We start from the raw sequence: 22,152 nt of genomic DNA, 5'->3' as shown, positions 1-22,152 counted from the left end.
TCGCGCACTTGCGCAGCGTCTCGGTTGGAGGAATCCCGAGATTCTAGCGCCCCGCGGCCGCGCCGGGCAGCGGGGATGCCCCGGGGGTAGCCAGGGCGGCCTCGTGCGGCGCCGGGGCAAAGCCCGCCTCAAGGTCGCTGGCGTCGATCCTGCCGTTGAGCACGTCGTGGGCGCGAGCCCGGTCGATATCCTTTTCCCAGGCGGCGACCACGACGGTGGCGACGCAGTTGCCGATCAGGTTGCCGACCGCGCGGGCAATGCCGATGAACCAGTCCACCGACAGCACCAGCACCAGCCCGATGGCGGGAATGGCGGGGTGCGCCGACAGTGTGGCCGCCAGGATCACGATGGCCGAGCCGGGGATACCATGCGCGCCCTTGGAGGTGACCAGCGCCACGGCCAGGATGCCGAGCAGGTCGCCCAGCGCCAGCGGCGTATTGGTGGCCTGGGCGATAAACACCGCCGCCAGCGTCAGGTAGATCGAAAAGGCATCCAGGTTGAAGGAGTAGCCCGTGGGGATCACCAGGCCCACCACCGATTTCTTGATACCGAGGAACTCCAGCTTCTTCATCACCTGGGGCAGCACGCTGTCGGACGATGCGGTGCCCAGCACCACCAGCAGCTCGGCACGCAGGTAGCGGATCAGCTTGAAGACGGAGAAGCCGCACAGGCGCATCACCGTGCCCAGCACCACCATCACGAACAAGGCGACCGCGCCGTAGAACACCAGCACCAGGTAGCCCAGCTGCTTGAGCGAGCCGATGCCGTACTTGCCCACGGTGAAGGCCACCGCGCCCAGCACGCCCAGCGGCGCCAGCTTGATGATGAAGCCCATCATCTTGAACAGCGTGTGCGAGAAAGTATCGATGATCGTCACCAGCGGCTGGCCGCGCTCACCCACCAGCGACAGCGCGCAACCGAACAGGATCGATACCAGCAGCACCTGCAGCACGTCGCCGCTGGCGAACGCGCCCATCACCGTGCTGGGGATCAGCTTGAGCAGGAAGTCCACCATGCCCGCGCTCTTGACCTTCTCGGCCGTGTCCACGTAGGCAGACATGGCCGAGGCGTCGAGCGAGGCCGGGTTCACGTTCATGCCGGTGCCGGGGTGGAAGATGTAGGCCAGCGCGATGCCCAGCGCCAGCGCGATGGTGGTGACCACCTCGAAATAGAGCACAGCCTTGATGCCGACCCGGCCCACCTTCTTGAGCTCGCCGGCGCCGCAGATGCCCGCCACCACCACGCAGAACACGATCGGGCCGATCAGCATCTTGATCAGCTTGATAAAGGCATCGCCGAGCGGCTTGAGCTTGGCGGCAAATTCGGGGAAAAGCAGCCCGAGCGCAGTCCCGAGCACCAGGGCGACAAGGACCTGGCCAAACAGGGATTGGAAGAAGCGCGAAAAGGCGGCTTGCGGGCGGCCGGAAGCCGGCCGTTGCTGGACTGCTGGGTGCATCGTTGTCTCCATGCGGACGCGTCCTAGACGTTGGCTGGCGCATCCTGTCGTGCTGTGGAATTGCCGGTTGCCCGCGTGGCGGACAGCCGGCCTGACGTCCCGCGCGCGCTGCCGGGTGAGGGCTGCGCCGCATCGTGGATTCGCTCTCTTGTCGGTGCGGAATCCACGCAACTCGCTGTCCGGATCGGATTGTCCGCAGCGAATTGTCGGAACGTGGAAGCCAATATAGTGCATATCATTTTTGTATGCAATTTTTGAATTCACTGTGCTACCATGAATCGCACAAAATAGAGCTCTCGCACGAGAGTCAGGGCGCACCGGGATGGTCCGGCGGCGCCGGTCCGGCACCCGAGGCACCGCTAGCGCGGGGCTTGCATGATCCGGCGCCACCCGCATTCGCGCACTTCCAGCAGGAGACACGCATGGCAGCAACCCTCACGCCCGCTACCGAAACCGGGGCGCGCATCATGGCCTGGGCCGATACCCTGGCCGTCCACACCGAGCAGCCCGGCATGCTCACCCGCACCTATCTCACCGAGGCTCACCACGGCGCCGCCGCGCAGCTCACCGAATGGATGCAGGCTGCCGGCATGACGGTGCGCCGCGACGCGGCCGGCAACGTGATCGGCCGCTACGAGGGCACCGCGCCCAATGCGCCCGCGCTGCTCACCGGCTCGCATTTCGACACCGTGCGCGATGGTGGCCGCTATGACGGCAACCTCGGCGTGATCCTCCCGGTCGCCTGTGTGGCGCAGTGGAACCGCCAGGGCAAGCGCTTCCCGTTCGCCATCGAGGTGGTCGGCTTTGCCGAGGAGGAGGGCGTGCGCTTCAAGGCCACGCTGCTGGGCAGCCGCGCCATCGCCGGCACCTTCGACACCAATGTGCTCGACAACGTGGACGACTCGGGCAAGACCATGCGCGAAGTGATGCGCGCGGCAGGTTTCGATCCCGCTGGCCTGCCCGCCGCCGCGCATGCGCGCGAGCAGGTGCTGGCGTTCGTGGAAGTCCATATCGAGCAAGGCCCGGTGCTGCTCAACGAAGGGCTGTCACTGGGTGTGGTGACCGCGATCTCCGGCGCCACCCGCTTTATCGTGGAACTTGAAGGGCTGGCCGGCCACGCCGGCACCGTGCCGATGGACATGCGCCGCGACGCCGCCATGGCCGGCGCCGAGATCGGCCTGTTTATCGAGCGCCGTTGCAGTGGCCTGCCTGGCCTGGTCGGCACGATCGGCCAGTTCAACGTGCCTAACGGCGCCGCCAATGTGGTGCCGGGCCGCGCGGTCTTTTCCATCGACATCCGTGCCGGCGAAGACGCCGTGCGCCAGGCTGCCGTGAATGACGTGCTGGCGGAAATCGAGCGCGTGTGCGCCCGGCGCAATGTGCGCGTGCAGATCCGCAAGACCCATGAGGCCGTCAGCGTGCCGTGCGCGCCCTGGCTGCAACAGCAATGGGCGGACGCCATCGCCCGCCAGGGGCTGCCGGTGCGGCACCTGCCTTCCGGCGCCGGCCACGACGCCATGGCCATCGCGGCCATTGCCGATGTCGCGATGCTGTTTGTGCGCTGCGGCAACGGTGGCATCAGCCATCACCCCACCGAGATCATGACCGCGGAGGACGCCGCCAGCGCCGCTGCCGTGTTCAGCGATTTCGTCGAGCATTTCGACAAGCATTCCGCGCGGCAGCAGTAAAGCGCCCGCATCCGCCATCCTGAGAGACTTTTTCGAGAATCAACATGACCGCAAGAGACAACGTGAACCCGCTGCAGACCACGCTCACCAACTACATCGACGCCCAGCGTTCCGCGCAGGAAGCCTTCCTCGCCGAACTGGTCAAGGTGCCGTCGGATAACCCGCCGGGCGATTGCGACGCGCACGGCGCGCGCGCCAAGGTGCTGCTCGAAGGCCTGGGCTTCAAGGTCGAAGCGCACAAGGTGCCGGACGAGCTGGTCAAGGCCGCTGGCATGATCAGCGCCACCAACCTGCTGGTGCGCAAGACCTTTGGCACGGGTGGCCCCACCATCGCCATGAACGCCCACGGCGACGTGGTGCCTCCGGGCCTGGGCTGGACCAAGGACCCGTACGGCGGCGAGATCGCCGACAGCGAGCACGGCCCGGTCATGTATGGCCGCGGCGTGGCGGTGTCCAAGTCGGACTTCGCCACCTACACGTACGCCGTGCTGGCGCTGATGGAAGCCGAAAAGCAAGGCGCCAAGCTCAACGGCACGCTGGAGCTGCAATTCACGTACGACGAGGAAACCGGCGGCGACATCGGTCCCAAGTTCCTGCTCGACCAGGGCCTGAGCAAGCCCGACTACGCCATCTCGGCCGGCTTCTCCTACGGCATCACCTCGGCCCACAACGGCTGCCTGCACGTGGAAGTGACGGTCAAGGGCAAGCAAGGCCACGCCGCCATGCCGCACACCGGCGTGGACGCGATCGAAGCCGCCACTCACATCCTGCAAGCCATCTACGGCCTGCGTGCCGAGCTGGCCACGCGCAAGTCGAAGACGCTGGGCATCGATACTGCCACGCTGAACGTCGGCCTGATCAAGGGCGGCATCAACACCAACGTGGTGCCGGACCTGGTGACCTTCCGTGTCGACCGCCGCATGATCCCCGAGGAAATCGGCTTCGATGCCGAAGGCGAGCTGCGCGCCGTGGTCGAGAAGGCCGCCAAGGACCGTCCGGGCATCGAGGTAAAGGTCGAGCGCATCATCCTGGCCGAGCCGCTGTCGGAACTGCCGGGCGTGGAAAAGCTGATCGGCGCCCTGAAGGGCCGTGCCGAGGAAGTGTTCGGCGTGGAGATCCCGGTGCAAGGCGTGCCGCTCTACACCGATGCCCGCCACTACACCAAGTACGGCATCCCCACCGTGCTGTACGGCGCCGGCCCGCGCACGCTGATGGAAGCGCGCGGCCACAACTCGGACGAGAACCTGCGCCTGAACGACCTGAACCGTGCCACCAAGGTGGTGGCGCTGGCGCTGTCGGATCTGATCGGTTGATCTGTCATGGTCCCGGGGCTGGTATCAGCCTTGGGACTAAACGAGGGGGCAGGCGCTCGCCGCGCCCTCTCATCAGCCTTGATCGCAAGATCATGCGCATGACGAATATATTTACCTAGCAAGATCCACTTAAAATTCCTCATTGGAATTAATTCAGGTGGATCGGCTGTCTGCCGGCTTGGGGCCGGCCAGCACTTACGGCCTGGCAGAACGCTCCACCGGCGGCGTTTCGTCCCCATCTCCCAGCGACCGCTGCATCAGCACCGTATCGATCCACTGCCCGTGCTTGAACCCGACGGACTGCAGCCGGCCGATGGTGCGAAAGCCCACCCGCTCGTGCAAGGCCAGCGAGCCAGCGCCTTCGCCGCTGGCGGTGCAGGCCACTACCGCCACCATCTGCCGCCACGGGCCGCTCTCGCAGCGCGACACCAGCGCGGCAAGCAGCGCCAGGCCAAGGCCCTGGCCCCGGTAGCGCTCATCGATATAGACCGAATCCTCAATGGCAAAGCGGTAAGCACTGCGCGTGCGGTAGGCGCTGGCGTAGGCATAGCCCAGCACCTCGCCACCGCGCTCGGCCACCAGGTAGGGCAGGCCCTGGCGTTTCACCTCGGCGTGACGCAGGCGGATGTCGTCCACGCCTGGCTCGACTTCCTCGAACGATGCGCGGCCGTGACGCACGTGGTGCGCGTAGATGGCCTGGATGGCGGGGATGTCGGCAGCGGTGGCGTCGCGGATCGACGGGCTGGCGCAAGCCTGGACGGCGGCGGTGGCATTGGCCACGGCCATCGGCGTGGCGGAGGCGGCGCTGAGTGTGGCGAGAGGGGCTTTCATGATGCAGGCGCGGCGAGCGGTCTGGGCAGGTGAGCCGGTTCGAGCGTAGTCGATGCCGGAGGAAAAGCGATACGTGGATGAGAGCCGTGTTGCAGCGAGCTGCCCGGCGGTGGCAAGGGCCAGGGCACGCTGCTACCTTAACTTGCGCCGATGCTATAAAGGAAGCTTCGCTGACTTATGCAGCGCATAAGAAATTCTTTGGCATGCGGCATCTCAATCCCGACTTCCTGCAGGCTTTTTCGCTGGTTTGCGATCTTGGCAGCTTTTCGGCGGCGGCCGAGCGCCTCGGCTTGAGCCAGCCGGCGGTCAGCCTGCAGGTGCGCCAGCTGGAGCAGCGTTATGGCCTGCGCCTGCTCGAGCGGGTAGGGCGCCATGTGCTGCCCACCCCCGCCGGCGAGGACTTGCTGGCGCACGCGCGCGGCGTGGCCGGTGCGCTGGCCGCCGCCGACGACAGCATGGCGCGCCACGCTGGCGGGGTGGTCGGCCGGGTGCGGCTGGGCACTGGCGCCACCGCCTGCATCTACCTGTTGCCAGCGGTGCTGCGCGACCTGCGCCGCGCCATGCCTGCGCTGGAGATCGTGGTCAGCACGGAAAACACCGGCGAGGCGCTCAAGGGGGTGGAAGACAACGCCCTGGACCTGGCCTTCGTGACGCTGCCGGCCTCTGGCCGGATGTTCGACATCACGCCTGTGCTGGAAGACCCGTTCGTGGCCATCGGCCCCGCCGACGACGAGCCGTTGCCCGCTACCGTGGCGCCCGCCGACCTGGCCGGCCGGCCGCTGGTGCTGTTCTCGCCCGGCGGCAATACGCGCCGGCTGGTGGACGAATGGTTCCTGCGCGCCGGCATCAGCGCACGCCCGGTGATGGAGCTCGACAGCGTCGAGGCGATCAAGGAGCTGGTGGGCGCCGGGCTGGGCTATTCGGTGCTGCCTGGCATGGCGCTGCCGCCGGGACAGCCGCGCGCGCGGATCGCCGTGCGCCCGCTGGCCCCGCCGCTGGCGCGCACGCTGGCGCTGGTGCTGCGCCACGACAAGCCGCTGCGCGCCGGGCTGCGCGCCACCGTGGCGGCCCTGCTGCGGCTGGCGCCGCAGGGGCAAAGCCCGGCCTGAGCCGGTATGCCACCTCTCGGGGGCATGCGGGCGGGCAACGCCGCTTGTATAGTGCGGGTTTCAGCCCCGGCGCCGGGGCCTCGGTCGAACCAGGAGTGCCGCCATGATTACCATCTATCACAACCCCCGTTGCTCGAAGTCGCGCGAAACCCTCGCGCTGGTCGAGGCAGCCGCTGGCCGGCTGGGCGAGCCCGTGGAGATCGTGGAATACCTGAAGACGCCACCCACGTTGTCCACGCTCAAACAGCTCCACACCATGCTAGGCGTGCCGGTGCGCGAGATGGTGCGCGACAACGAAGCGCCCTACAAGGAACTTGGCCTGGCCGATCCGGGCCTGACCGATGCCGAGGTGCTCGGCGCGGTGGCCGACCACCCCATCCTGCTGCAACGCCCGCTGGTGGTGCGCAACCGCCGCGCCGCCATCGGCCGCCCGCCCGAGAACGTCGCCCCCTTGCTGGCCTGAGCCGGCGCCGGCAAACCTTGGCCCCGAAATAAAACCGGCCCCCACCTAGGTGAGGGCCGGCCCGGTCAGGGAGGCTGGACTGCTTCAGGCGGGTCGTCTAATGAACACCCAGCCAGTGCATGGCCTCCTGGCCGAAAGCGATTGCCGCCAGGACCACCAGCAGGATCACCAGCGTCACCGCGCTCACGTAGACCGTGGCCTTGGCGACTTCGGCATCGTCCTCCAGGGAGTGCGGGCGGGTGGACTCGCGCGAGGATGGGGTCACGTGCGGCCAATGCAACCGGCCGGCCATCTGGCGCAAGTGCAGGTTGGGATGGAAACGCATGGGCGACACCTCCTGGGCGTGGCTCGCGAGGCCGTGCAAGCCGTATATGGCGTGGCGCCGCGGCAGCCCTGAGAGACGGGGTGGGTTCGGATGCCATATACGACTTAACTATAGCTGGCGTGGCCCAGGATGCGAGGCCGGCGCAAGGCCCGCGGCAACCCGCAGGCCAGCCTGCTCAGGCCGTGGGAGCCGGCGGCGCGCCGTCGCCTTCGGCCAAAGCTTGCGCGGCGGCCAGCGTGGCCTCCCGCGCGCGCAGCTCGGCAAGCATGTTGCAAAACAGCGCACCTTGCTCCAGCGCATCGTCCAGCGCCACATGGGTGTGCGGCAGCGGGTCCTTCCACGCGGCCGGCAGCGCCGGCTTGACGGTCTTGCGGTAGGGCAGCCCGGTCATGGCGAACCCCAGCGTCTTGATGTCGAGCGCGGCCCAGCCAAACGGCGAGCGGCCGGCAAAACGCATCATGTACCAGAACATCCAGGTGAAGTCGAAGCCAGCGGGAAAGGCCACGAAGACCGGCTTGCCAGGCAGGCTTTCCACCCACTCCACGTAGCGCACCATGGCCCGCTCGGGCGGTTCCAGATCCCGCCGGCAGGCGGCCCAGGCTTCCGGCTGGGTTTGCCACCACTGCATCTGCGCCGGATGTCCGGCCGCGCCCGGCAGCGTTTCCAGGTTGGCCGAGAAGGTGCTCAGCACGGTCTTGTCCGCCAGCATCGCGGCGGAGGCGAACGACAGCATGGAGTGCGGTCCGGGGATGGGGCCGTCGGCCTCCACGTCGGTGCTGACATAGATTTCGGGACGGGTGTCAGGTGCCTGTCGCTTGGCCATGGCCTGCCTTGGAAATGAGGTTCGGGAAGAGCGGTGGCGGGTTTGGCCCGCTAGGCCACATCGATCAGGTGGTCGGCCACGTACGGGTTGTTCCTGCGCTCCTCGCCAAAGGTGGAGACGGGCCCATGGCCGGGCACGAAGGTGACGTCTTCGCCCAGCGGCCACAGATGGGTGCGGATCGAGCGGATCAGGTCGGCGTGGTTGCCGCGCGGAAAGTCGGTGCGGCCGATCGAGCCGGCGAACAGCACATCGCCCACGATGGCAAGCCGGTTGGCGCGCGAGAAAAACACCACGTGGCCGGGCGTGTGGCCCGGGCAGTGGTAGACCTCCAGCGTCTCGCTGCCGAACTGCACGGTGTCGCCCGTGTCCAGCCAGCGCTGCGGCTCGAAGATCTCGGCATGGCCAAAGCCGAAGCGGCGCGTCTGCTCGGGCAGTTGCTCGATCCAGAAGCGCTCGTCCTCGTGCGGCCCCTCGATCGGGATCCCAAGCTCGCGCGCGAGCGACGCGGCGCCCGCGCAATGGTCCACATGGCCGTGGGTGAGGAAGATCTTCTCCAGTGTCACGCCGTGCTCTTTGACCGCGGCATGGATGCGGTCAAGGTCGCCGCCGGGATCGGTCACCGCGGCGCGGCCGGTGGTCTCGTCGATCAGCAGCGCGCAGTTCTGCTGGAAGGGCGTCACGGGAATCAATAGGACTTGCATGGAGCGGAATTCAGGAGGGGGAACGCGGGAGATCGCGAAAGCCGCGGAAGCCGCGAGCGCCTGATGCGCCACAATTGGCGCAACCGCCGGGACGGCCCGCGATTGGAATCGTCCCCGCATTGTAGCGTCGGGCACACTGGAACGTACTTCTCCCGGCAGCGCGGCCAGGACATGAAGCCATGCGGGCATCACACCGCGAAAGCCTTGCCAGGACTGGCATTGCGCCCGACCGCCGCCGAATCGGGTACGGTTTTTGCCGCGTGTTACAGACAATTCGTAACATAATCAAGGCCATAGGTGTAACTGCGTGATGCTAGACTCCCGCGATGTCTTGGTTACCCCCCTATTTTTCCCGCCCCGGGCGGATCGTCCGCCTGTGCCTGCACGCCACGTGCGCGCTGGCGCTGGCCGCCTGTGCGATCCCGCCGGCGGATGAAGGGCAGGAGGGCATGCCCACTGCCGCCACCCCGGGAAGTGCCAAGGCTGCCAAGCCGGGCAAGACGGCAAAGGGCGACAAGAACGGCGACAAAACCGGCGGCAAGAATGGCAAGGCCGATGATGCCGCCAGGGGCGAGGCGACCGATCATGCCCAGAAAGACAACGGTAACGGCTGGGGCCTGTTCCGCTGGGGCGGCGGCAACGATGCGCTGGGCGAGGGCGCCGGCCAGGGCTCGCTGGAAGGCTTGCGGCCCGATCTGGGCTCCTTCGAGCAGCGTGGCCTGGCATCCTGGTATGGCAAGGGCTTCCATGGCCGCAAGACCGCCAATGGCGAGCGCTTCGACATGCGTGCGATGACCGCCGCGCATCCCTCGCTGCCGCTCGACAGCTGGGTGCTGGTGCGCAACCTGCGTAACGGCAAGGTCGCGGTGGTTCGCATCAACGATCGCGGGCCGTATCACAGCAACCGCGTCCTCGATGTCTCCTACGGCGCCGCCAAGCGCCTCGGCTTCACCGACCACGGCTCGACGCAGGTGGAGATCCGGCGCCTGTCGCGCTCCGAGGTGGCGGCGCTGGGGCCACAGATCACGCCGGGCGACGACGAGGCGGGCGATGGCGGCGACGATGCCTCCACCGTTTCCGAGATGGCCGACAATCCCGCCAGGCCGGCGCGCACGGCCCGCAAGGCGCGCAAGCCTGCCACCACCAAGCGCAAGAGCCGCTGAGCCGGGGCGCGGACCATGCAGCCCTGCCAGGTCCGCGAGGCCGACGGCGCCAGCCTCGCGCTTGTCTCCAACTTACTCCGTGGCTTCGTCGTCCGCGCCACCCTCGGCGCGCTGCGCCAGCGCCAGCCGGTACAGCGCATCCGTTGGCGCGCCGGTAATGGCGGCGGCAAGCTTGGCGGCCCGCTTGGCCGGCAACTCGGCCAGCAGCAGGCCCAGCACCTGCTGGGCGCGGGCGTCGGGCAGGCCGGCATCCGCCGCCGTGGGCGCGGCCCCTTCCACCACCAGCACGAACTCGCCCTTGGCGCGCGACGGATCGGCGGCCAGCCAGGCCGGCGCCTCGCTCACGGGCAGCACCTTGATTTCCTCGAACAGCTTGGTCAGCTCACGGCCAATCAGCAGCCGCCTGCCGGCCGGCAGCGCGGCGGCCAGCGCCGCCAGCGTGTCGGCGATGCGGTGCGGCGCCTCATACACCACCCAGGCATGGTCCAGCGTGGCCAGCCCGGCGATGGCGTCGGCGCGCGCACGCGCCTTGGGCGGCAGGAAACCGGCAAAGGTGAAACGGCCGTCACCGCTGTCGAGCATCGCGCCCGCCACCGACAACGCGGCCACCGTCGCGCTCGGGCCGGGCAGCGGCACCACCGCGTGGCCCGCGGCGCGCGCCGCTTCCACCAGCCGCGCGCCCGGATCCGAGATGCCGGGCGTGCCCGCATCGGACACATAGGCGATGCGCTCGCCGGCCGCCAGCCGCGCGTTGATGCGCTCGGCCGCTTCGCGCTCGTTATGCTCGTGCACCGCCAGCAAAGGGCGATGCAGCCCCACGCGCGTGAGCAGTTGCCCGGTGTTGCGGGTGTCCTCGCAGGCCACGGCGTCGACCAGGCCGAGCACGTGCAGCGCCCGCAGCGAGAGATCGGCCAGGTTGCCGATCGGGGTGGCCACCACATACAGGGTGCCGGACGGGTAGGACTGGCCGGCCGCCAGGGAGATCCAGTCAGTCATGCTTGAGAACTTCCGTTGAAACCATCATTCAAATCCACGATGTCGCCGACGCAGGCGCGGGGAGCCCGGGCCGAGTCGCGCGCGCTGGACTACCTGCAAAGGCAGGGCCTGGCGCTCGTGGTTCGCAATTATCGCTGCAAAGGCGGCGAGATCGACCTGATCATGCGCGAGGCCGACGGCACGCTGGTGTTTGTCGAGGTGCGCCAGCGCGCCAGCCGTGCTTATGGCGGTGCGGCGGCCAGCGTCACGCCCGCCAAGCAGCGGCGCATCCTGCTGGCGGCGGCGCATTACCTGGCGGCGCAGGCAGGGCAGGGCTTCGAGCCGCGCTGCCGGCTGGATGTGGTCGCGCTGGAGCCGGGCCGCCTCGAATGGATCCGCGATGCGTTCGATGCTGGCGCGGCGCAATGAAGCGGCAGGCAGCCCAGGCGCCTGCGTCATAATGCAGCGGTATCTTGCGGCGCATGCCGTATTTGAAAAGCGTTTGAAAACAAGAAGGCCGATCGAGCCATGCATATCGATAGCATCCAGCAGCATTTCTTCGACAGCGCGGAGACCAAGCGCCAGGCCGCCACGGTGATGGCGCCGCACATCGCCGCGGCGATCGAGCGCCTGGTTGGCGCGCTCACCAGCGGCAACAAGATCCTGGCCTGCGGCAACGGTGGGTCCGCCGCCGATGCCCAGCATTTCGCGGCCGACCTGATCGGCCGCTTCGAGCGCGAGCGCCCGGGCCTGGCGGCGATTGCGCTGACCACCGACAGCTCCATCCTCACCGCCATCGGCAATGACTACGATTTCAGCGTGGTGTTCTCCAAGCAGGTGGAGGCGCTCGGCCAGCCGGGCGACGTGCTGCTCGCCATGTCCGCCTCCGGCAACGCCGCCAACGTGATCGCCGCGGTGCTGGCCGCCAAGCAGCGCGACATGAGCGTGGTGGCGCTGACCGGCCAGGGCGGGGGCGAGCTTGCCGGCCTGCTCGACGAATTCGACGTACACCTGTGCGTGCCCAGCGAGCGCGCGGCGCGCATCCAGGAAGTGCACCTGTTGACCCTGCATTGCCTGTGCGACGGCATCGACGAAGCGTTGCTGGGCGAGGGGTAAGGCCCGCGCCCACCCAAGCCCGCCGCGCGGCGCAGCCGCCTTTTGCCAACACCGTTTTTTTGCCCCACCGCTTTCAGCAAGGACCGCATGACGACTCTGCCCAACCCGCGTGAATCCCGCGCCGCCCGGCTGACCGGGCACCTGCCACGCCTGGCCCGCACCGCCGCCATGATGGCGGCCCTGACCGTCGCGGCCACGCAGCTCGCCGGCTGCTTTCCGGTCATCGCTGCCGGCATGGCCAGCGGCGTGACCATGGCCACCGACCGCCGGCCCACCGCTACCCAGACCATCGACCGCGGCCTGCAGCTCGAAGCCGAGAACACCTTGAACTCGCGCTACAACGGCCAGGCCCGCGTGAGCGTGACGGTCTTCAACCGCAAGGTGCTGCTGACCGGCGAAGCCAAGGACAACACGGTCAAGCAGCAGATCGAGCAATACGTAAAGGGCCTGCCCAATGCGCGCGAGGTGGTCAACGAGCTCGAGATCATCTCGTCACCGTCGTTTGCCACCCAAAGCCAGGACACCTTTATCACCAGCAAGGTCAAGACCATGCTGGTCACTGCCGATGGCGTGCCCTCGAACTCGATCAAGATCGTCACCGAGAAGGGCGTCGTCTACCTGCTCGGCGTGGTCACGCCGCCCGAGGGCGAGCGCGCCACCGATGTGGCGCGCAATGCCAGCGGCGTGGTCAAGGTGGTCAAGGCCTTCGACTATGTGACCGAAGCCGAGGCGGCCAGGCTCGACGCTGCCGCCACCGGGCGGACCGCGCCGACAGACGCAGCGCCCGCCACACCTGGTACGCCCGCACCGGTGCAGTCGGCGCCTGCGCAAACCGCACCCGACGCCGCCAGCGGCGCCACGACCAGCCCGGTGGCATCGCCCGTTGCCTCGCCGGTGGCATTGCCGCCCGGCCGTAACCTGCCCTGAACGGCCAGGCGCGAAAGGCGGCCCGCCAGGCTCCCGCCTTTCGCGCAGCGCCCGCCGACTCTGCGGGCTGCTGCCGTCCGCCGCCCGCACCTGACAGCAGCCGGCGCAGTTCGATCTGCGGATTTCGCATCACATGCGCGCGCTGCGCTGTGCTAGGGTTGGCACGCCCTCGCGGCGCGACCCCCGGAGCGAACACCATGAACCAGACCCCCACACCAGCTGCCCTGACTGCGGCGCTAATGGCGCTGACGTTGCTGGCCTTGCCAGCCTGCGCGCGCGCGCAGGCGCCCGGCGCCACCGCGCTGCAGGCACGCAACTGGGCCGCCGCCTGCGCCGGCTGCCACGGCCCGGCCGGCCGCGCGCCTGCGGGCAGCGTGGTGCCGGCACTCGCCGGGCGCAGCCAGTCCGAACTGGTCCGCCAGATGCAGGACTTCAAGCAAGGCAAGCGCGAAGCCACCGTGATGCAGCAGATCGCCAAGGGCTACAGCGACCAGCAGATCGAGGCCATCGCGGGCTGGTTCGCCGCCGTGCGCTAACCCTGCAACCCGGCAAGGAGATTTCCAGATGCAACGACGTGAGTTTCTCGGCGCGCTGGCCGGCACGGCCATGTTCGGCACGCTCGGCGCGCGGGCCGCGACCCGCAAGGCAAAGGTGGTGGTGGTGGGCGGCGGTTATGGCGGCGCCACTGCCGCGCGCTACCTGCGCGAATGGAGCGCCCAGGGCATCGAGGTCACGCTGGTCGAGCCCAACGCCAGCTTTGTGTCCTGCCCGCTGTCCAACCTGGTGCTCGCCGGCAGCAAGCGCATCGACGACATCACCTTGTCCTACGATGCGCTGGCAAAGCGCCACGGCGTCAAGGTCGTGCGCGACCATGTCAGCGCGATCGACGCCGCGCGCCGCGAGGTACGCCTGGCGGGCGGCGGCACGCTCACCTACGACAAGCTGGTGCTCTCGCCCGGCGTGGACGTGCTCTGCGGCGAGATCCCGGGCCTCGCCCAGCCCGGCGGCGACCAGATCCTGCACGCCTGGAAGGCCGGCCCGCAAACGGTGGGCCTGCGCCGCCAGCTGGAGGCCATGCGCGACGGCGGCACCTTCGCCATCAGCATTCCGCTGGCGCCGTATCGCTGCCCGCCTGGCCCCTATGAGCGCGCCTGCCTGGTCGCGGACTATTTCACCCGGGCCAAGCCGCGCAGCAAGGTGCTGATCCTTGACGCCAATCCCGACGTCACCTCCAAGGCAGCGCTGTTCAAGCAGGTCTGGGCCACGCGCTACCAGGGCATGGTCGAGTACCGGCCGCAGTACAACGCCGTCGATGTGGACCCTGTCACCCGCACGCTCAAGTTCGAGGTGCAGGACGACGAGCGCGCCGACGTGCTCAACCTGCTGCCACCGCAGCGGGCCGGGGCCATCGCCGTTGCAAGCGGGCTGGCCACTGCCAACGGCCGCTGGTGCGAGGTCGATTTCCTCACCTTCGAATCCAAGGCCGCGCCCAATATCCACGTGCTGGGCGATGCCATCCAGATTGCGCCGCTGATGCCCAAGTCGGGCCATATGGCCAACCAGCATGGCAAGGTGGCGGCCGCCGCCATCGTGTCGCTGCTAGCCGGCCACGCGCCCAACCCCGAGCCGCTGTACAACAACACCTGCTACAGCTTCACCTCCGAGCGCGAGGCCATCCATGTCGCCAGCGTGCATCGCTACGATGCCGCGCAGAAGACCATGGTCACGGTGCCCGGGTCAGGCGGGCTGTCGGCGGCGCCGAACGCGCTGGAAGGCACCTATGCGCAGGCATGGGCGGATGCCATCTGGGCCGACATGCTGGGCTGAAGGCGGTCCGCGGCAGTCACGATCTGCGCTGTCGTGCTGGAAAACACCACGGGCCTCGCTTCAAGTGGTTCCTAGCTGAGCCACCCCTCTCCCCGGCCCTCTCCCCCTGAGGGGAGAGGGAGAGACAGCCTTCGCCATGGCGCGCGGCTATGGCCCGTTCAGCGGCTTCGGTACGCGAAGGGGTAAACACTATATGCGCAATTACGCATATACGAATATATTGAACGGCATGGATGAGATGGATCGCGTGTTCGAGAAAGTGTCGGGGTATTTCAGCCTGCTGGCAGAGCCCACCAGGCTGAAGATCCTGCACGCCCTGTGCGATGGCGAGAAGCCGGTGGGCACCGTGGTGGAGACGGTGGGATCGTCGCAGACCAATGTGTCGCGCCATCTCACCGCGATGTACCGCGCGGGCGTGCTGTCGCGCCGCAAGGAGGCCAACCTCGTGTTCTACGCCATCGAGGACGAGAGCGTGATCGAGCTGTGCCGCACGGTCTGCGTGCAGGTCGCCAGCCGGCTGGAAGACAGCGCTTTGCCAGCAAGCATGGTCGATCGCTTCATGCCGCAGGCCACCCCGGCACCGCGTCGGCGCAGCCGCTGAGCAGCTCGCACCAAGGTTTGACGGCAGCCGTCCGCTTGCGCGGGCGCTGACCCACAACAGGTTCGCCGACGGCGCCGCTGGCGCCGCACGCGCAAGCCGGAGGAGACCGCAGTGCCGGAACAGAGCCGCCCCGGGCGCATCGTGCGTGCGCCGGAGCATTTCGTCAGCGCCTCGCTGCAGCAGGACATCATGCAGCATGGCGTAGGCGCGTCCGACAGCCCTCGCCGCGACTTCCTGCGCAAGAGCTTCCTGGGCGCCGCAGCCGCGCTGGCCGCCGGCGTTGCCGGCCGGGCCGGCGCAGCGGATGGCGCTGCCGGCGACGACGCTATCCTCACCCCGCAGCCCTGGGCCACCACGCTCGGCCAGCCGGTTGCCGCGCATCCCTACGGCCAGCCGTCACCGTTCGAGAAAAACCTGGTGCGCCGCGAGTCGCCAGGCCTGACGCGGGTATCGGCGGCCTCGGTATCCTTTGCCCCGCTGCAAGGCTTCTTCGGCATCATCACGCCCAACGGCCTGCACTTCGAGCGGCATCATCAAGGCTGGCAAGACATCGATCCGGCCCGCCACCGCCTGATGATCAACGGCCTGGTGAAGGCGCCACGCGTCTACACCATGGACGACCTGATGCGCCTGCCCGCGGTGTCGCGCATGCACTTCATCGAGTGCGGGGCCAATACCGGCATGGAGTGGGGCAACGTGGCGGTGCCCACGGTGCAATACACCCACGGCATGCTGTCGTGCTGCGAGTTCACCGGCGTGCCGCTCAAGGTCCTGCTCGACGATGCCGGCGCGGACTTCAAGCGCGGGCACTATCTGCTGGCCGAAGGCGGCGACGGTTCAGGCATGACCCGCACCATCCCGATGGCGCTGGCCGACGAGATCATCGTCGCCTGGGGCATGAACGGCGAGATGCTGCGCCCCGAAAACGGCTACCCGCTGCGGCTGGTGGTGCCCGGCGTGCAGGGCGTGTCGTGGGTGAAGTGGCTGCGCCGGCTGGAGCTCGGCGACCAGCCGTGGAACACCAAGGACGAAACCGTGCACTACGTGGACATGATGCCCGACGGCATGCTGCGCCAGTACACCTCGATCCAGGAGTGCAAGTCCGTCATCACCACGCCCTCCGGCGGGCAACAGCTGGTGGGGCGCGGCTTCTACAACATCAGCGGGCTGGCGTGGTCCGGGCGCGGGCGCGTGAAACGCGTCGATGTGTCCGTCGACGGCGGGCGCAACTGGCGCACCGCGAGGCTGGAAACGCCCGTGCTGTCCAAATGCCTGACGCGCTTCAACCTGGACTGGGTGTGGGACGGCTCCCCCGCCATCCTGCAGAGCCGCGCCATCGACGAGACCGGCTACGTGCAGCCCCGCCTGGCGCAACTGCGCGCGGTGCGGGGTGCGCGCTCGATCTATCACAACAACGCCATCCAGAGCTGGCAGGTGGCCGATGGCGGCGAGGTCTCCAATGTCCACGTTGACTAACTTGCCCGATGCCGGGCGCGCGGCAATACTCGCCTGTGCCGCCGCGCTATGCGTGCAAGTGGCGATGGCCGCCGCTCCGGCTGACAATGCGCGTGCGGCGCTCGGCCGCACTGCCACGCCGGCCGAGCTCAAGGCCTGGGATATCGATGTGCGCCCCGACTTCCAGGGCCTGCCCAAGGGCAGCGGCACGGTGTCGCAGGGACAAACCATCTGGGACGGCAAATGCGCCTCGTGCCATGGTGACTTCGGTGAGTCCAACGAGGTGTTCTCGCCCATCGTCGGCGGCACCAGCGCCGGCGATATCCGGCGTGGCCGGGTGGCCTCGCTGACCGGCAACCAGCCGTACCGCACCACGCTGATGAAGGTCAGCACGGTCAGCACCCTGTGGGACTACATCCACCGTGCGATGCCGTGGAACGCGCCCCGGAGCTTGTCCGCCGACGACGTCTACGCGGTCACGGCCTACCTGCTCAACCTGGGCGATATCGTGCCGGCGGACTTTACGCTGTCGGATGGCAATATCGCCGAGGTGCAGAAAAAAATGCCGAACCGCAATGGCATGACCCTGCAGCACGGCCTGTGGCCCGGGCGGGGCCAGGCGGATACGCGCAATACGGCGTGCATGAAGGATTGCACGCCCACGGTCAAGATCGTGTCGACCATGCCGGCCTATGCCCGCGATGCCCACGGCGACCTGGCGGCGCAACAGCGCACCGTAGGGCCCACGCGCGGCTGGGCGGCCGGCGGTGGCGCCAGCGCACCCGCGGCCGCCATCCCGGCAACCCCGGCCACACCCGGCGAGACGGCGGGTGCGAAGCTGGCCAGCCAGTACCAGTGCATGGCCTGCCACGCCACCGATCGCAAGCTGGTCGGCCCGAGCTTTGCCGAGGTCGCGCGCAAGTACAAGGGGCAGGATGCGCAGGACGCGCTCGCCCACAAGATCCGGGCGGGCGGGCAGGGCGCCTGGGGCAGCATGCCGATGCCGCCCCAGGCGCAGATTCCCGATTCCGACCTGCGCACCGTGGTGGGGTGGATTCTTGAGGCAAAATAGCGGACTGGCCGCCCCGTGGCGCGGCCAGCGCGCCGCCGCGCCGGCCGTGCCGACAGGCAACACTGGCAGCGAGCGGGCTTTTCGCCGTCCCCACGGCTCTTCAAAGTTCGGAGCATATCCATGAAGCAGTTTGTCATCGCAACGCTGATGCTGGCTTGCGCCGCCTCGGCCAACGCTGCAGTCGATGCCGCCAAGGCCCAGGAAATCGCCAACAAGAACGCCTGCATGGGCTGCCACCAGGTCGACAAGAAGCTGGTTGGCCCGGCCTACAAGGACGTGGCGGCCAAGTACAAGGGCGACAAGAACGCGCTGGCAACGCTGACCAAGAAGGTCAAGAGTGGTGGTGCTGGCGTCTGGGGCCCGGTGCCGATGCCCGCCAATGCCGCTTTGAGCGACGCCGACCTGAAGACGGTCGTGGAGTGGGTGCTGGCAGGCGCCCCGGCCAAGTAAGCACAGCCAGGGCAAGCCCTGCCCGGACCGGTTACGGCTTCGGGACCAAAGGGGCGCCGCTGGCGCCCCTGTGCGAGGGCGGCAATGCACCGCCCGCTGCGGCGCGAAAAAGGCGCGGCAGGCCAACAGAAAACCAAGCCGGAACGGAAAACGCAGGAGAAGAGGAAACAATGCATTCAAAACGACGAGACGTATTGCGGGTCACCTCCGTGCTCGCACTGATGGCCGCCACCGGCCTGATCAGCAAGGCGCAGGCGGCGGAGTGGAACAAGACCGCCTTCGACGGCAAGAGCGTGGCCGACGTCATCAAGGCGTTTGGCGGCAGCGGCACCGAGAAGAGCACCGCTATTGTCTTTACCGCCCCCGACATCGCCGAGAACGGCGCCGTGGTGCCGGTCGCCGTGACCAGCAACATCCCTGGCACCGAGCAGATCGCCATCCTGGTGGAAAAGAATCCCAACACGCTGGCAGCGGATTTCATCATCCCGGCCGGCACCGAGCCCTTCGTCTCCACGCGGGTGAAGATGGGCCAGACCTCGATGGTGTACGCCGCCGTCAAGGCCGGCGGCAAATGGTACGTGGCGTCCAAGGAAATCAAGGTGACGCTGGGTGGCTGCGGCGGCTGAGGCCACGCTCCCATCCACCCAAGCGGATTTCCCGCCCCACCATTACCTGAAAGAGGAAAGAACATGGCAGACCCGATGCGCGTACGTGCCGCCGAGAGCGGCGGTGTGGTCGACGTCAAGATCCTGATGAAGCACGACATGGAAACCGGCCAGCGCAAGGACGCGTCCGGCAAGATCATTCCCGCCTGGCATATCCAGAGCGTGACGGCACAGTGCAAAGGCAAGGACGTATTCCAGGCCCAGTTCGGCCCGGCGGTATCCAAGGATCCCTTCCTGAACTTCAAGTTCAAGGGCGGCGCCAAGGGCGACAAGGTCACCGTGACCTGGGTCGACAACCGCGGTGACAAGCGGACCGACGAAGCGACCATTTCCTGATCGGACCGGGTACGGGCCGGTACCGGCCAGGCCGAGCGGGCAGCGGCATCCTCTGCTATGGTTCAGGTCGAATGTCGGGCCCGGGCCGGCGCATGGTGCGCGCGGGGGCGCGACCGGAAGGATAGCAATCATGCGGCGAGCATTTATTCGAGCAACGGCGGCGCTGGCGGCGATCGGCTTGACTGCCAAGGCGGCGGCGCAAGCGGCGCCGGTGGCTGCCGGCAAGGGCGGGCGCGTCAAGGTGGTCTACCAGCTGTCCGAAGGCACGGACCAGGCGGTGCGAGCCATGGCCAACCTGCGCAACCACCTGAACGCCGCGCCGGATACCAAGATCGTGGTGGTGGCGTTTGGCTACGGCGTGGACTTCATCGTGGAAGGCGCGCGTGACGCGCGCGGCAACACCTTCGAGGCGGCGGTCGGCGCGCTGGCCAGTTCCGGCGTCGAGTTCCGCGTTTGCCGCAATACGCTCATGGCGCGCAAGATTCCGGAGTCCAGCCTGCTGATGGAGGCCAAGGTGGTACAGGCTGGCGTGGTGGAAGTGGCCAAACTGCAGTTCGACGAAGGCTATGCCTACATCAAGCCGTAAATGCACGTTGCAAGCAGACAGGTTGTAAGCTGACAGGTTGTAAGCAGCACCCGCGCAAGAGCCGGCCCGCACCGGGCGCCAATAACGGGAAGACAAGCCATAAGATGGGCCCGCGCGGCCTGGCGCCACACGGCGGCAGGCCCCGGAGGCCCCGAGGAGAAGCCCCATGAAAACGATCAGACGCCGCCACACCGGCGCCGCGCTGGCGCTGGCCGGCACCGTGGCGCTTGCCGCCGCGGCGGTGCACGCCCAGGGCAGCACCGCCGAGGAAATCGCCAAGTACCGGCAGATGCTCGCCGAGGGCAACCCCGCAGAACTATGGGAAGCCGCCGGCGAGGAACTCTGGAAAAAGCCCGCCGGCCCCAAGAACGCCTCGCTCGAGCAATGCGACCTGGGCAAGGGCCCCGGCGTGACCAAGGGCGCCTACGCCGAGTTGCCGCGCCTGTTCAAGGACACCGGGCGCGTGATGGACCTGGAGCAACGCCTGGCCTACTGCCGCGTGACGCTGCAGGGCCTGACCCAGGAAGAGGCCCTGAAGAATCCCTTCGCCTCCACCGGCAAGCCCTCCGACATCGAGCGCCTGGTGGCCTTCGTGGCCGGCGAGTCGCGCGGCGTCAAGATGAACGTGGAGCTGAACCATCCCGAAGAAAAGCGCGTGTACGCCCTCGGCCAGAAGATGTTCTTCTACCGTGGCGGTGCCTACGACTTCGCCTGCGCCACCTGCCACGCCGTGGACGGCCAGCGCATCCGCCTGCAAGAACTGCCCAACCTGCTGACCAAGCAAGGCGCGCAAGCCGCGTACACCACGTGGCCCGCCTATCGCGTCTCGCAGGGCGAGGTACGCTCGATGCAGCACCGCCTCTATGACTGCCTGCGCCAGCAGCGCTTTCCCGAACCCGCCTATGGCTCCGACGTGATCACCGCGCTGAGCCTGTTCCTCGCCAGGAACGCAAACGGCGGCACTTATGACGGTCCGGCCATGAAGCGCTGAGGCAAGGGAGAGCAGAGATGAAACAAGCGCATAAATACGCACAAGGCACGCTGGCCACGGTCGCCATGCTGGCCTGCATGGCTGGCATGGCTCACGCGGAAGACAGCGCCAAGCCGGCCAAGGCCACAAAGCCTGCGAACGTCACCGCCAAGGTCGCCGCCGTCAGCGACGCCGACATGAAGAAGCTGATCGAAAGCTCCTTCACCTCCAAGGGCCCGGCCACGGTCGAAGGCGTGCTCGATCGCGACGCCATGCAGAAGGCTTGCAGCGACTACCCCGACCGCTCCAAGGTGCCAGCCGCGGTGGCCAGGAAGATCGAGGCCGCCGAACTCAAGCAGATCAAGTACCCCGCCGACAAGCAATGGCTGGGCGACTGGAAGGAAGGCGAGAAGACCGCCCAGAACGGGCGCGGCATGCAGTTTTCCGATGCTGTCGGCAGCCCCAACGGCGCCAACTGCTATGCCTGCCACCAGATGACCAAGGCCGAGATCTCGTTTGGCAATATCGGCCCGTCGTTGTACCAGTACGGCAAGCTGCGCGGCGACTCCGAGGCCGTGCTCAAGTACACCTGGGGCAAGATCTGGGATTCCAGCGCGTTCGCGGCCTGCTCCAACATGCCGCGCTTCGGGCACAAGGGCATTCTCACCGAGCAGCAGATCCGCGACGTGATGGCGCTGCTGCTGGACCCGGCCTCGCCGGTCAACCAGTAAGGCTGCGCGATGACACCCAGCCGCATGGCAGGCTCCCTGCGGCGCGCGCGCGTGCTGCTGCTTGCCGCAGTGGCCTGGAGCGGCGCGGCCGCCGCGCTGGAGGTAGGCGACACCGTGCGCCTGCCACCGGTGCAGTTGCTCGACGGCCGGGTCCTGACACCCGCCGACCTGGCTGGCAGGCCGCTGGTGGTGGAAGTCTGGGCATCGTGGTGCCCCTTCTGCGCACTGCAGAACCCGCGCCTGCAAAAACTCTTCGAGAGCACCGGCGGCGCGCGCGGCGGGCTGCAGGTGCTTGCGGTCAGCATCGACAAGGACCCTCGCGACGCCACCGCCTACATCGCGAAGCACCGCTACACCTTCCCCGCCGCGATGGACACGCCGGCGCTGCGCGCCGCGCTCGGCAAGCGCCGCGGCCTGCCCGAGCTGTATGTGATCGACGCCCACGGCAAGGTCGTGCAGAAGGAGGTGGGCGAGATGCTGGAAGAGGAAGTCGCGGCGCTGGCCAGGTACGCCACGCCAACGCAGAAGTAGCCGTATCGGCCGCATCAACCACATCGGCCACACCGGCC

Annotated in this window: 26 protein-coding genes; 20 read left to right on the top strand and 6 right to left on the bottom strand. The window is 67.9% G+C overall.

The window, feature by feature from the left end:
- Window positions 1-43: 43 nt before the first annotated feature.
- Window positions 44-1,456, bottom strand: coding sequence for a C4-dicarboxylate transporter DctA (locus tag A9975_RS18085; protein WP_183034030.1), 1,413 nt, complete (start codon window positions 1,454-1,456; stop codon window positions 44-46).
- 422 nt (window positions 1,457-1,878) lie between these two features.
- Between A9975_RS18085 and A9975_RS18080 the strand changes: the two genes are divergently transcribed.
- Together A9975_RS18080 and A9975_RS18075 are read left to right on the top strand one after the other, a co-directional pair.
- Window positions 1,879-3,144, top strand: a complete 1,266-nt coding sequence (locus A9975_RS18080; protein ID WP_183034029.1) for an allantoate amidohydrolase — start codon at window positions 1,879-1,881, stop codon at window positions 3,142-3,144.
- A 44-nt stretch (window positions 3,145-3,188) separates the two neighbouring features.
- Window positions 3,189-4,457, top strand: coding sequence for a M20/M25/M40 family metallo-hydrolase (locus tag A9975_RS18075; protein WP_183034028.1), 1,269 nt, complete (start codon window positions 3,189-3,191; stop codon window positions 4,455-4,457).
- A 195-nt stretch (window positions 4,458-4,652) separates the two neighbouring features.
- Here A9975_RS18075 and A9975_RS18070 read toward each other — a convergent pair whose 3' ends face one another.
- Complete coding sequence (locus A9975_RS18070) at window positions 4,653-5,243, bottom strand: GNAT family N-acetyltransferase (RefSeq protein WP_150992589.1); 591 nt, start codon at window positions 5,241-5,243, stop codon at window positions 4,653-4,655.
- 248 nt (window positions 5,244-5,491) lie between these two features.
- On the opposite strand from A9975_RS18070, the gene A9975_RS18065 reads away from it, so the two are divergent.
- Complete coding sequence (locus A9975_RS18065; protein WP_183034027.1) at window positions 5,492-6,397, top strand: LysR family transcriptional regulator; 906 nt, start codon at window positions 5,492-5,494, stop codon at window positions 6,395-6,397.
- 103 nt (window positions 6,398-6,500) lie between these two features.
- Complete coding sequence (gene arsC, locus A9975_RS18060) at window positions 6,501-6,860, top strand: arsenate reductase (glutaredoxin) (RefSeq protein ID WP_150993568.1); 360 nt, start codon at window positions 6,501-6,503, stop codon at window positions 6,858-6,860.
- Between the two features lie 97 nt (window positions 6,861-6,957).
- Here arsC and A9975_RS18055 read toward each other — a convergent pair whose 3' ends face one another.
- The 3 genes from A9975_RS18055 to A9975_RS18045 form a co-directional block, all read right to left on the bottom strand.
- Window positions 6,958-7,185: a hypothetical protein gene (locus A9975_RS18055; protein WP_150993566.1), complete on the bottom strand. Its 228-nt coding sequence runs from the start codon at window positions 7,183-7,185 to the stop codon at window positions 6,958-6,960.
- Window positions 7,186-7,360: 175 nt separating this feature from the next.
- Window positions 7,361-8,008, bottom strand: a complete 648-nt coding sequence (locus A9975_RS18050) for an exonuclease (protein ID WP_183034026.1) — start codon at window positions 8,006-8,008, stop codon at window positions 7,361-7,363.
- A gap of 50 nt (window positions 8,009-8,058) precedes the next feature.
- Window positions 8,059-8,709, bottom strand: coding sequence for an MBL fold metallo-hydrolase (locus A9975_RS18045; RefSeq protein ID WP_150993562.1), 651 nt, complete (start codon window positions 8,707-8,709; stop codon window positions 8,059-8,061).
- Between the two features lie 326 nt (window positions 8,710-9,035).
- Here A9975_RS18045 and A9975_RS18040 point away from each other — a divergent pair, with 326 nt between their 5' ends.
- Window positions 9,036-9,872: a septal ring lytic transglycosylase RlpA family protein gene (locus A9975_RS18040; protein WP_183034025.1), complete on the top strand. Its 837-nt coding sequence runs from the start codon at window positions 9,036-9,038 to the stop codon at window positions 9,870-9,872.
- Between the two features lie 72 nt (window positions 9,873-9,944).
- On the opposite strand, the gene rsmI is transcribed toward A9975_RS18040, so the two are convergent.
- Window positions 9,945-10,868: a 16S rRNA (cytidine(1402)-2'-O)-methyltransferase gene (gene rsmI, locus A9975_RS18035; protein ID WP_183034024.1), complete on the bottom strand. Its 924-nt coding sequence runs from the start codon at window positions 10,866-10,868 to the stop codon at window positions 9,945-9,947.
- A 39-nt stretch (window positions 10,869-10,907) separates the two neighbouring features.
- Between rsmI and A9975_RS18030 the strand changes: the two genes are divergently transcribed.
- The 15 genes from A9975_RS18030 (at window position 10,908) to A9975_RS17960 (ending at window position 22,114) form a co-directional block, all read left to right on the top strand.
- Window positions 10,908-11,276 (top strand): YraN family protein, encoded by a 369-nt coding sequence (locus A9975_RS18030; protein WP_150993570.1) that lies wholly within the window; start codon window positions 10,908-10,910, stop codon window positions 11,274-11,276.
- Between the two features lie 99 nt (window positions 11,277-11,375).
- The gene (locus A9975_RS18025; RefSeq protein ID WP_043350515.1) at window positions 11,376-11,963 is read left to right on the top strand and encodes a phosphoheptose isomerase; all 588 of its coding nucleotides are present in this window, start codon (window positions 11,376-11,378) and stop codon (window positions 11,961-11,963) included.
- A gap of 87 nt (window positions 11,964-12,050) precedes the next feature.
- A complete protein-coding gene (locus A9975_RS18020; protein WP_183034023.1) occupies window positions 12,051-12,890 on the top strand; it encodes a BON domain-containing protein in 840 nt (279 codons plus the stop codon).
- Window positions 12,891-13,087: 197 nt separating this feature from the next.
- Entirely contained in the window at window positions 13,088-13,426 is a 339-nt protein-coding gene (locus A9975_RS18015) for a c-type cytochrome (RefSeq protein ID WP_183034022.1), read from the top strand.
- Between the two features lie 28 nt (window positions 13,427-13,454).
- A complete protein-coding gene (locus tag A9975_RS18010; RefSeq protein ID WP_183034021.1) occupies window positions 13,455-14,717 on the top strand; it encodes an NAD(P)/FAD-dependent oxidoreductase in 1,263 nt (420 codons plus the stop codon).
- A 193-nt stretch (window positions 14,718-14,910) separates the two neighbouring features.
- Window positions 14,911-15,318 (top strand): metalloregulator ArsR/SmtB family transcription factor, encoded by a 408-nt coding sequence (locus A9975_RS18005; RefSeq protein ID WP_183034020.1) that lies wholly within the window; start codon window positions 14,911-14,913, stop codon window positions 15,316-15,318.
- 111 nt (window positions 15,319-15,429) lie between these two features.
- The gene (gene soxC, locus A9975_RS18000) at window positions 15,430-16,794 is read left to right on the top strand and encodes a sulfite dehydrogenase (RefSeq protein WP_183034019.1); all 1,365 of its coding nucleotides are present in this window, start codon (window positions 15,430-15,432) and stop codon (window positions 16,792-16,794) included.
- Window positions 16,795-16,858: 64 nt separating this feature from the next.
- Window positions 16,859-17,845 carry a c-type cytochrome gene (locus tag A9975_RS17995; RefSeq protein ID WP_370564954.1) on the top strand — a complete coding sequence of 329 codons (987 nt, stop codon included), beginning with the start codon at window positions 16,859-16,861 and terminating at the stop codon, window positions 17,843-17,845.
- A gap of 120 nt (window positions 17,846-17,965) precedes the next feature.
- Window positions 17,966-18,295 carry a c-type cytochrome gene (locus tag A9975_RS17990; RefSeq protein ID WP_150991213.1) on the top strand — a complete coding sequence of 110 codons (330 nt, stop codon included), beginning with the start codon at window positions 17,966-17,968 and terminating at the stop codon, window positions 18,293-18,295.
- Between the two features lie 170 nt (window positions 18,296-18,465).
- Window positions 18,466-18,921, top strand: a complete 456-nt coding sequence (gene soxY / locus A9975_RS17985; protein WP_043350495.1) for a thiosulfate oxidation carrier protein SoxY — start codon at window positions 18,466-18,468, stop codon at window positions 18,919-18,921.
- 63 nt (window positions 18,922-18,984) lie between these two features.
- On the top strand, window positions 18,985-19,296 hold the full coding sequence (soxZ, locus tag A9975_RS17980; protein WP_150991211.1) for a thiosulfate oxidation carrier complex protein SoxZ: 312 nt from the start codon (window positions 18,985-18,987) through the stop codon (window positions 19,294-19,296).
- A gap of 130 nt (window positions 19,297-19,426) precedes the next feature.
- Window positions 19,427-19,882 carry a DsrE family protein gene (locus tag A9975_RS17975; RefSeq protein ID WP_183034017.1) on the top strand — a complete coding sequence of 152 codons (456 nt, stop codon included), beginning with the start codon at window positions 19,427-19,429 and terminating at the stop codon, window positions 19,880-19,882.
- A 166-nt stretch (window positions 19,883-20,048) separates the two neighbouring features.
- Window positions 20,049-20,873 (top strand): sulfur oxidation c-type cytochrome SoxA, encoded by an 825-nt coding sequence (gene soxA, locus A9975_RS17970; protein ID WP_183034016.1) that lies wholly within the window; start codon window positions 20,049-20,051, stop codon window positions 20,871-20,873.
- Window positions 20,874-20,890: 17 nt separating this feature from the next.
- Window positions 20,891-21,583: a sulfur oxidation c-type cytochrome SoxX gene (gene soxX, locus A9975_RS17965; protein ID WP_183034015.1), complete on the top strand. Its 693-nt coding sequence runs from the start codon at window positions 20,891-20,893 to the stop codon at window positions 21,581-21,583.
- A 24-nt stretch (window positions 21,584-21,607) separates the two neighbouring features.
- Window positions 21,608-22,114 (top strand): TlpA disulfide reductase family protein, encoded by a 507-nt coding sequence (locus tag A9975_RS17960; protein WP_255503295.1) that lies wholly within the window; start codon window positions 21,608-21,610, stop codon window positions 22,112-22,114.
- The last annotated feature ends 38 nt before the right edge of the window (window positions 22,115-22,152 follow it).

The organism is Cupriavidus sp. UME77, from assembly GCF_014170355.1.
GTDB lineage: Bacteria > Pseudomonadota > Gammaproteobacteria > Burkholderiales > Burkholderiaceae > Cupriavidus > Cupriavidus basilensis.
The sequence above is the reverse complement of the archived record's forward strand: the minus strand, read 5'-3'. Positions and strand labels throughout refer to the sequence as shown.

What these genes read in the sequence shown, in the direction of transcription:
- A9975_RS18030 (WP_150993570.1), top strand. Translation starts at nt 10,908, where the DNA reads ATGTCGCCGACGCAGGCGCGGGGAGCCCGGGCCGAGTCGCGCGCGCTG.
- A9975_RS18015 (WP_183034022.1), top strand. Translation starts at nt 13,088, where the DNA reads ATGAACCAGACCCCCACACCAGCTGCCCTGACTGCGGCGCTAATGGCG.
- arsC (WP_150993568.1), top strand. Translation starts at nt 6,501, where the DNA reads ATGATTACCATCTATCACAACCCCCGTTGCTCGAAGTCGCGCGAAACC.
- A9975_RS18055 (WP_150993566.1), bottom strand. Translation starts at nt 7,185, where the DNA reads ATGCGTTTCCATCCCAACCTGCACTTGCGCCAGATGGCCGGCCGGTTG.
- A9975_RS18045 (WP_150993562.1), bottom strand. Translation starts at nt 8,709, where the DNA reads ATGCAAGTCCTATTGATTCCCGTGACGCCCTTCCAGCAGAACTGCGCG.
- A9975_RS18025 (WP_043350515.1), top strand. Translation starts at nt 11,376, where the DNA reads ATGCATATCGATAGCATCCAGCAGCATTTCTTCGACAGCGCGGAGACC.
- A9975_RS18070 (WP_150992589.1), bottom strand. Translation starts at nt 5,243, where the DNA reads ATGGCCGTGGCCAATGCCACCGCCGCCGTCCAGGCTTGCGCCAGCCCG.
- soxA (WP_183034016.1), top strand. Translation starts at nt 20,049, where the DNA reads ATGAAAACGATCAGACGCCGCCACACCGGCGCCGCGCTGGCGCTGGCC.
- A9975_RS18065 (WP_183034027.1), top strand. Translation starts at nt 5,492, where the DNA reads ATGCGGCATCTCAATCCCGACTTCCTGCAGGCTTTTTCGCTGGTTTGC.
- A9975_RS18005 (WP_183034020.1), top strand. Translation starts at nt 14,911, where the DNA reads ATGCGCAATTACGCATATACGAATATATTGAACGGCATGGATGAGATG.
- A9975_RS18080 (WP_183034029.1), top strand. Translation starts at nt 1,879, where the DNA reads ATGGCAGCAACCCTCACGCCCGCTACCGAAACCGGGGCGCGCATCATG.
- soxZ (WP_150991211.1), top strand. Translation starts at nt 18,985, where the DNA reads ATGGCAGACCCGATGCGCGTACGTGCCGCCGAGAGCGGCGGTGTGGTC.
- soxX (WP_183034015.1), top strand. Translation starts at nt 20,891, where the DNA reads ATGAAACAAGCGCATAAATACGCACAAGGCACGCTGGCCACGGTCGCC.
- soxY (WP_043350495.1), top strand. Translation starts at nt 18,466, where the DNA reads ATGCATTCAAAACGACGAGACGTATTGCGGGTCACCTCCGTGCTCGCA.
- A9975_RS17960 (WP_255503295.1), top strand. Translation starts at nt 21,608, where the DNA reads ATGGCAGGCTCCCTGCGGCGCGCGCGCGTGCTGCTGCTTGCCGCAGTG.
- A9975_RS18020 (WP_183034023.1), top strand. Translation starts at nt 12,051, where the DNA reads ATGACGACTCTGCCCAACCCGCGTGAATCCCGCGCCGCCCGGCTGACC.
- A9975_RS18085 (WP_183034030.1), bottom strand. Translation starts at nt 1,456, where the DNA reads ATGCACCCAGCAGTCCAGCAACGGCCGGCTTCCGGCCGCCCGCAAGCC.
- A9975_RS18075 (WP_183034028.1), top strand. Translation starts at nt 3,189, where the DNA reads ATGACCGCAAGAGACAACGTGAACCCGCTGCAGACCACGCTCACCAAC.
- A9975_RS17995 (WP_370564954.1), top strand. Translation starts at nt 16,859, where the DNA reads ATGGCCGCCGCTCCGGCTGACAATGCGCGTGCGGCGCTCGGCCGCACT.
- A9975_RS17975 (WP_183034017.1), top strand. Translation starts at nt 19,427, where the DNA reads ATGCGGCGAGCATTTATTCGAGCAACGGCGGCGCTGGCGGCGATCGGC.
- A9975_RS17990 (WP_150991213.1), top strand. Translation starts at nt 17,966, where the DNA reads ATGAAGCAGTTTGTCATCGCAACGCTGATGCTGGCTTGCGCCGCCTCG.
- A9975_RS18040 (WP_183034025.1), top strand. Translation starts at nt 9,036, where the DNA reads ATGTCTTGGTTACCCCCCTATTTTTCCCGCCCCGGGCGGATCGTCCGC.
- A9975_RS18010 (WP_183034021.1), top strand. Translation starts at nt 13,455, where the DNA reads ATGCAACGACGTGAGTTTCTCGGCGCGCTGGCCGGCACGGCCATGTTC.
- rsmI (WP_183034024.1), bottom strand. Translation starts at nt 10,868, where the DNA reads ATGACTGACTGGATCTCCCTGGCGGCCGGCCAGTCCTACCCGTCCGGC.
- A9975_RS18050 (WP_183034026.1), bottom strand. Translation starts at nt 8,008, where the DNA reads ATGGCCAAGCGACAGGCACCTGACACCCGTCCCGAAATCTATGTCAGC.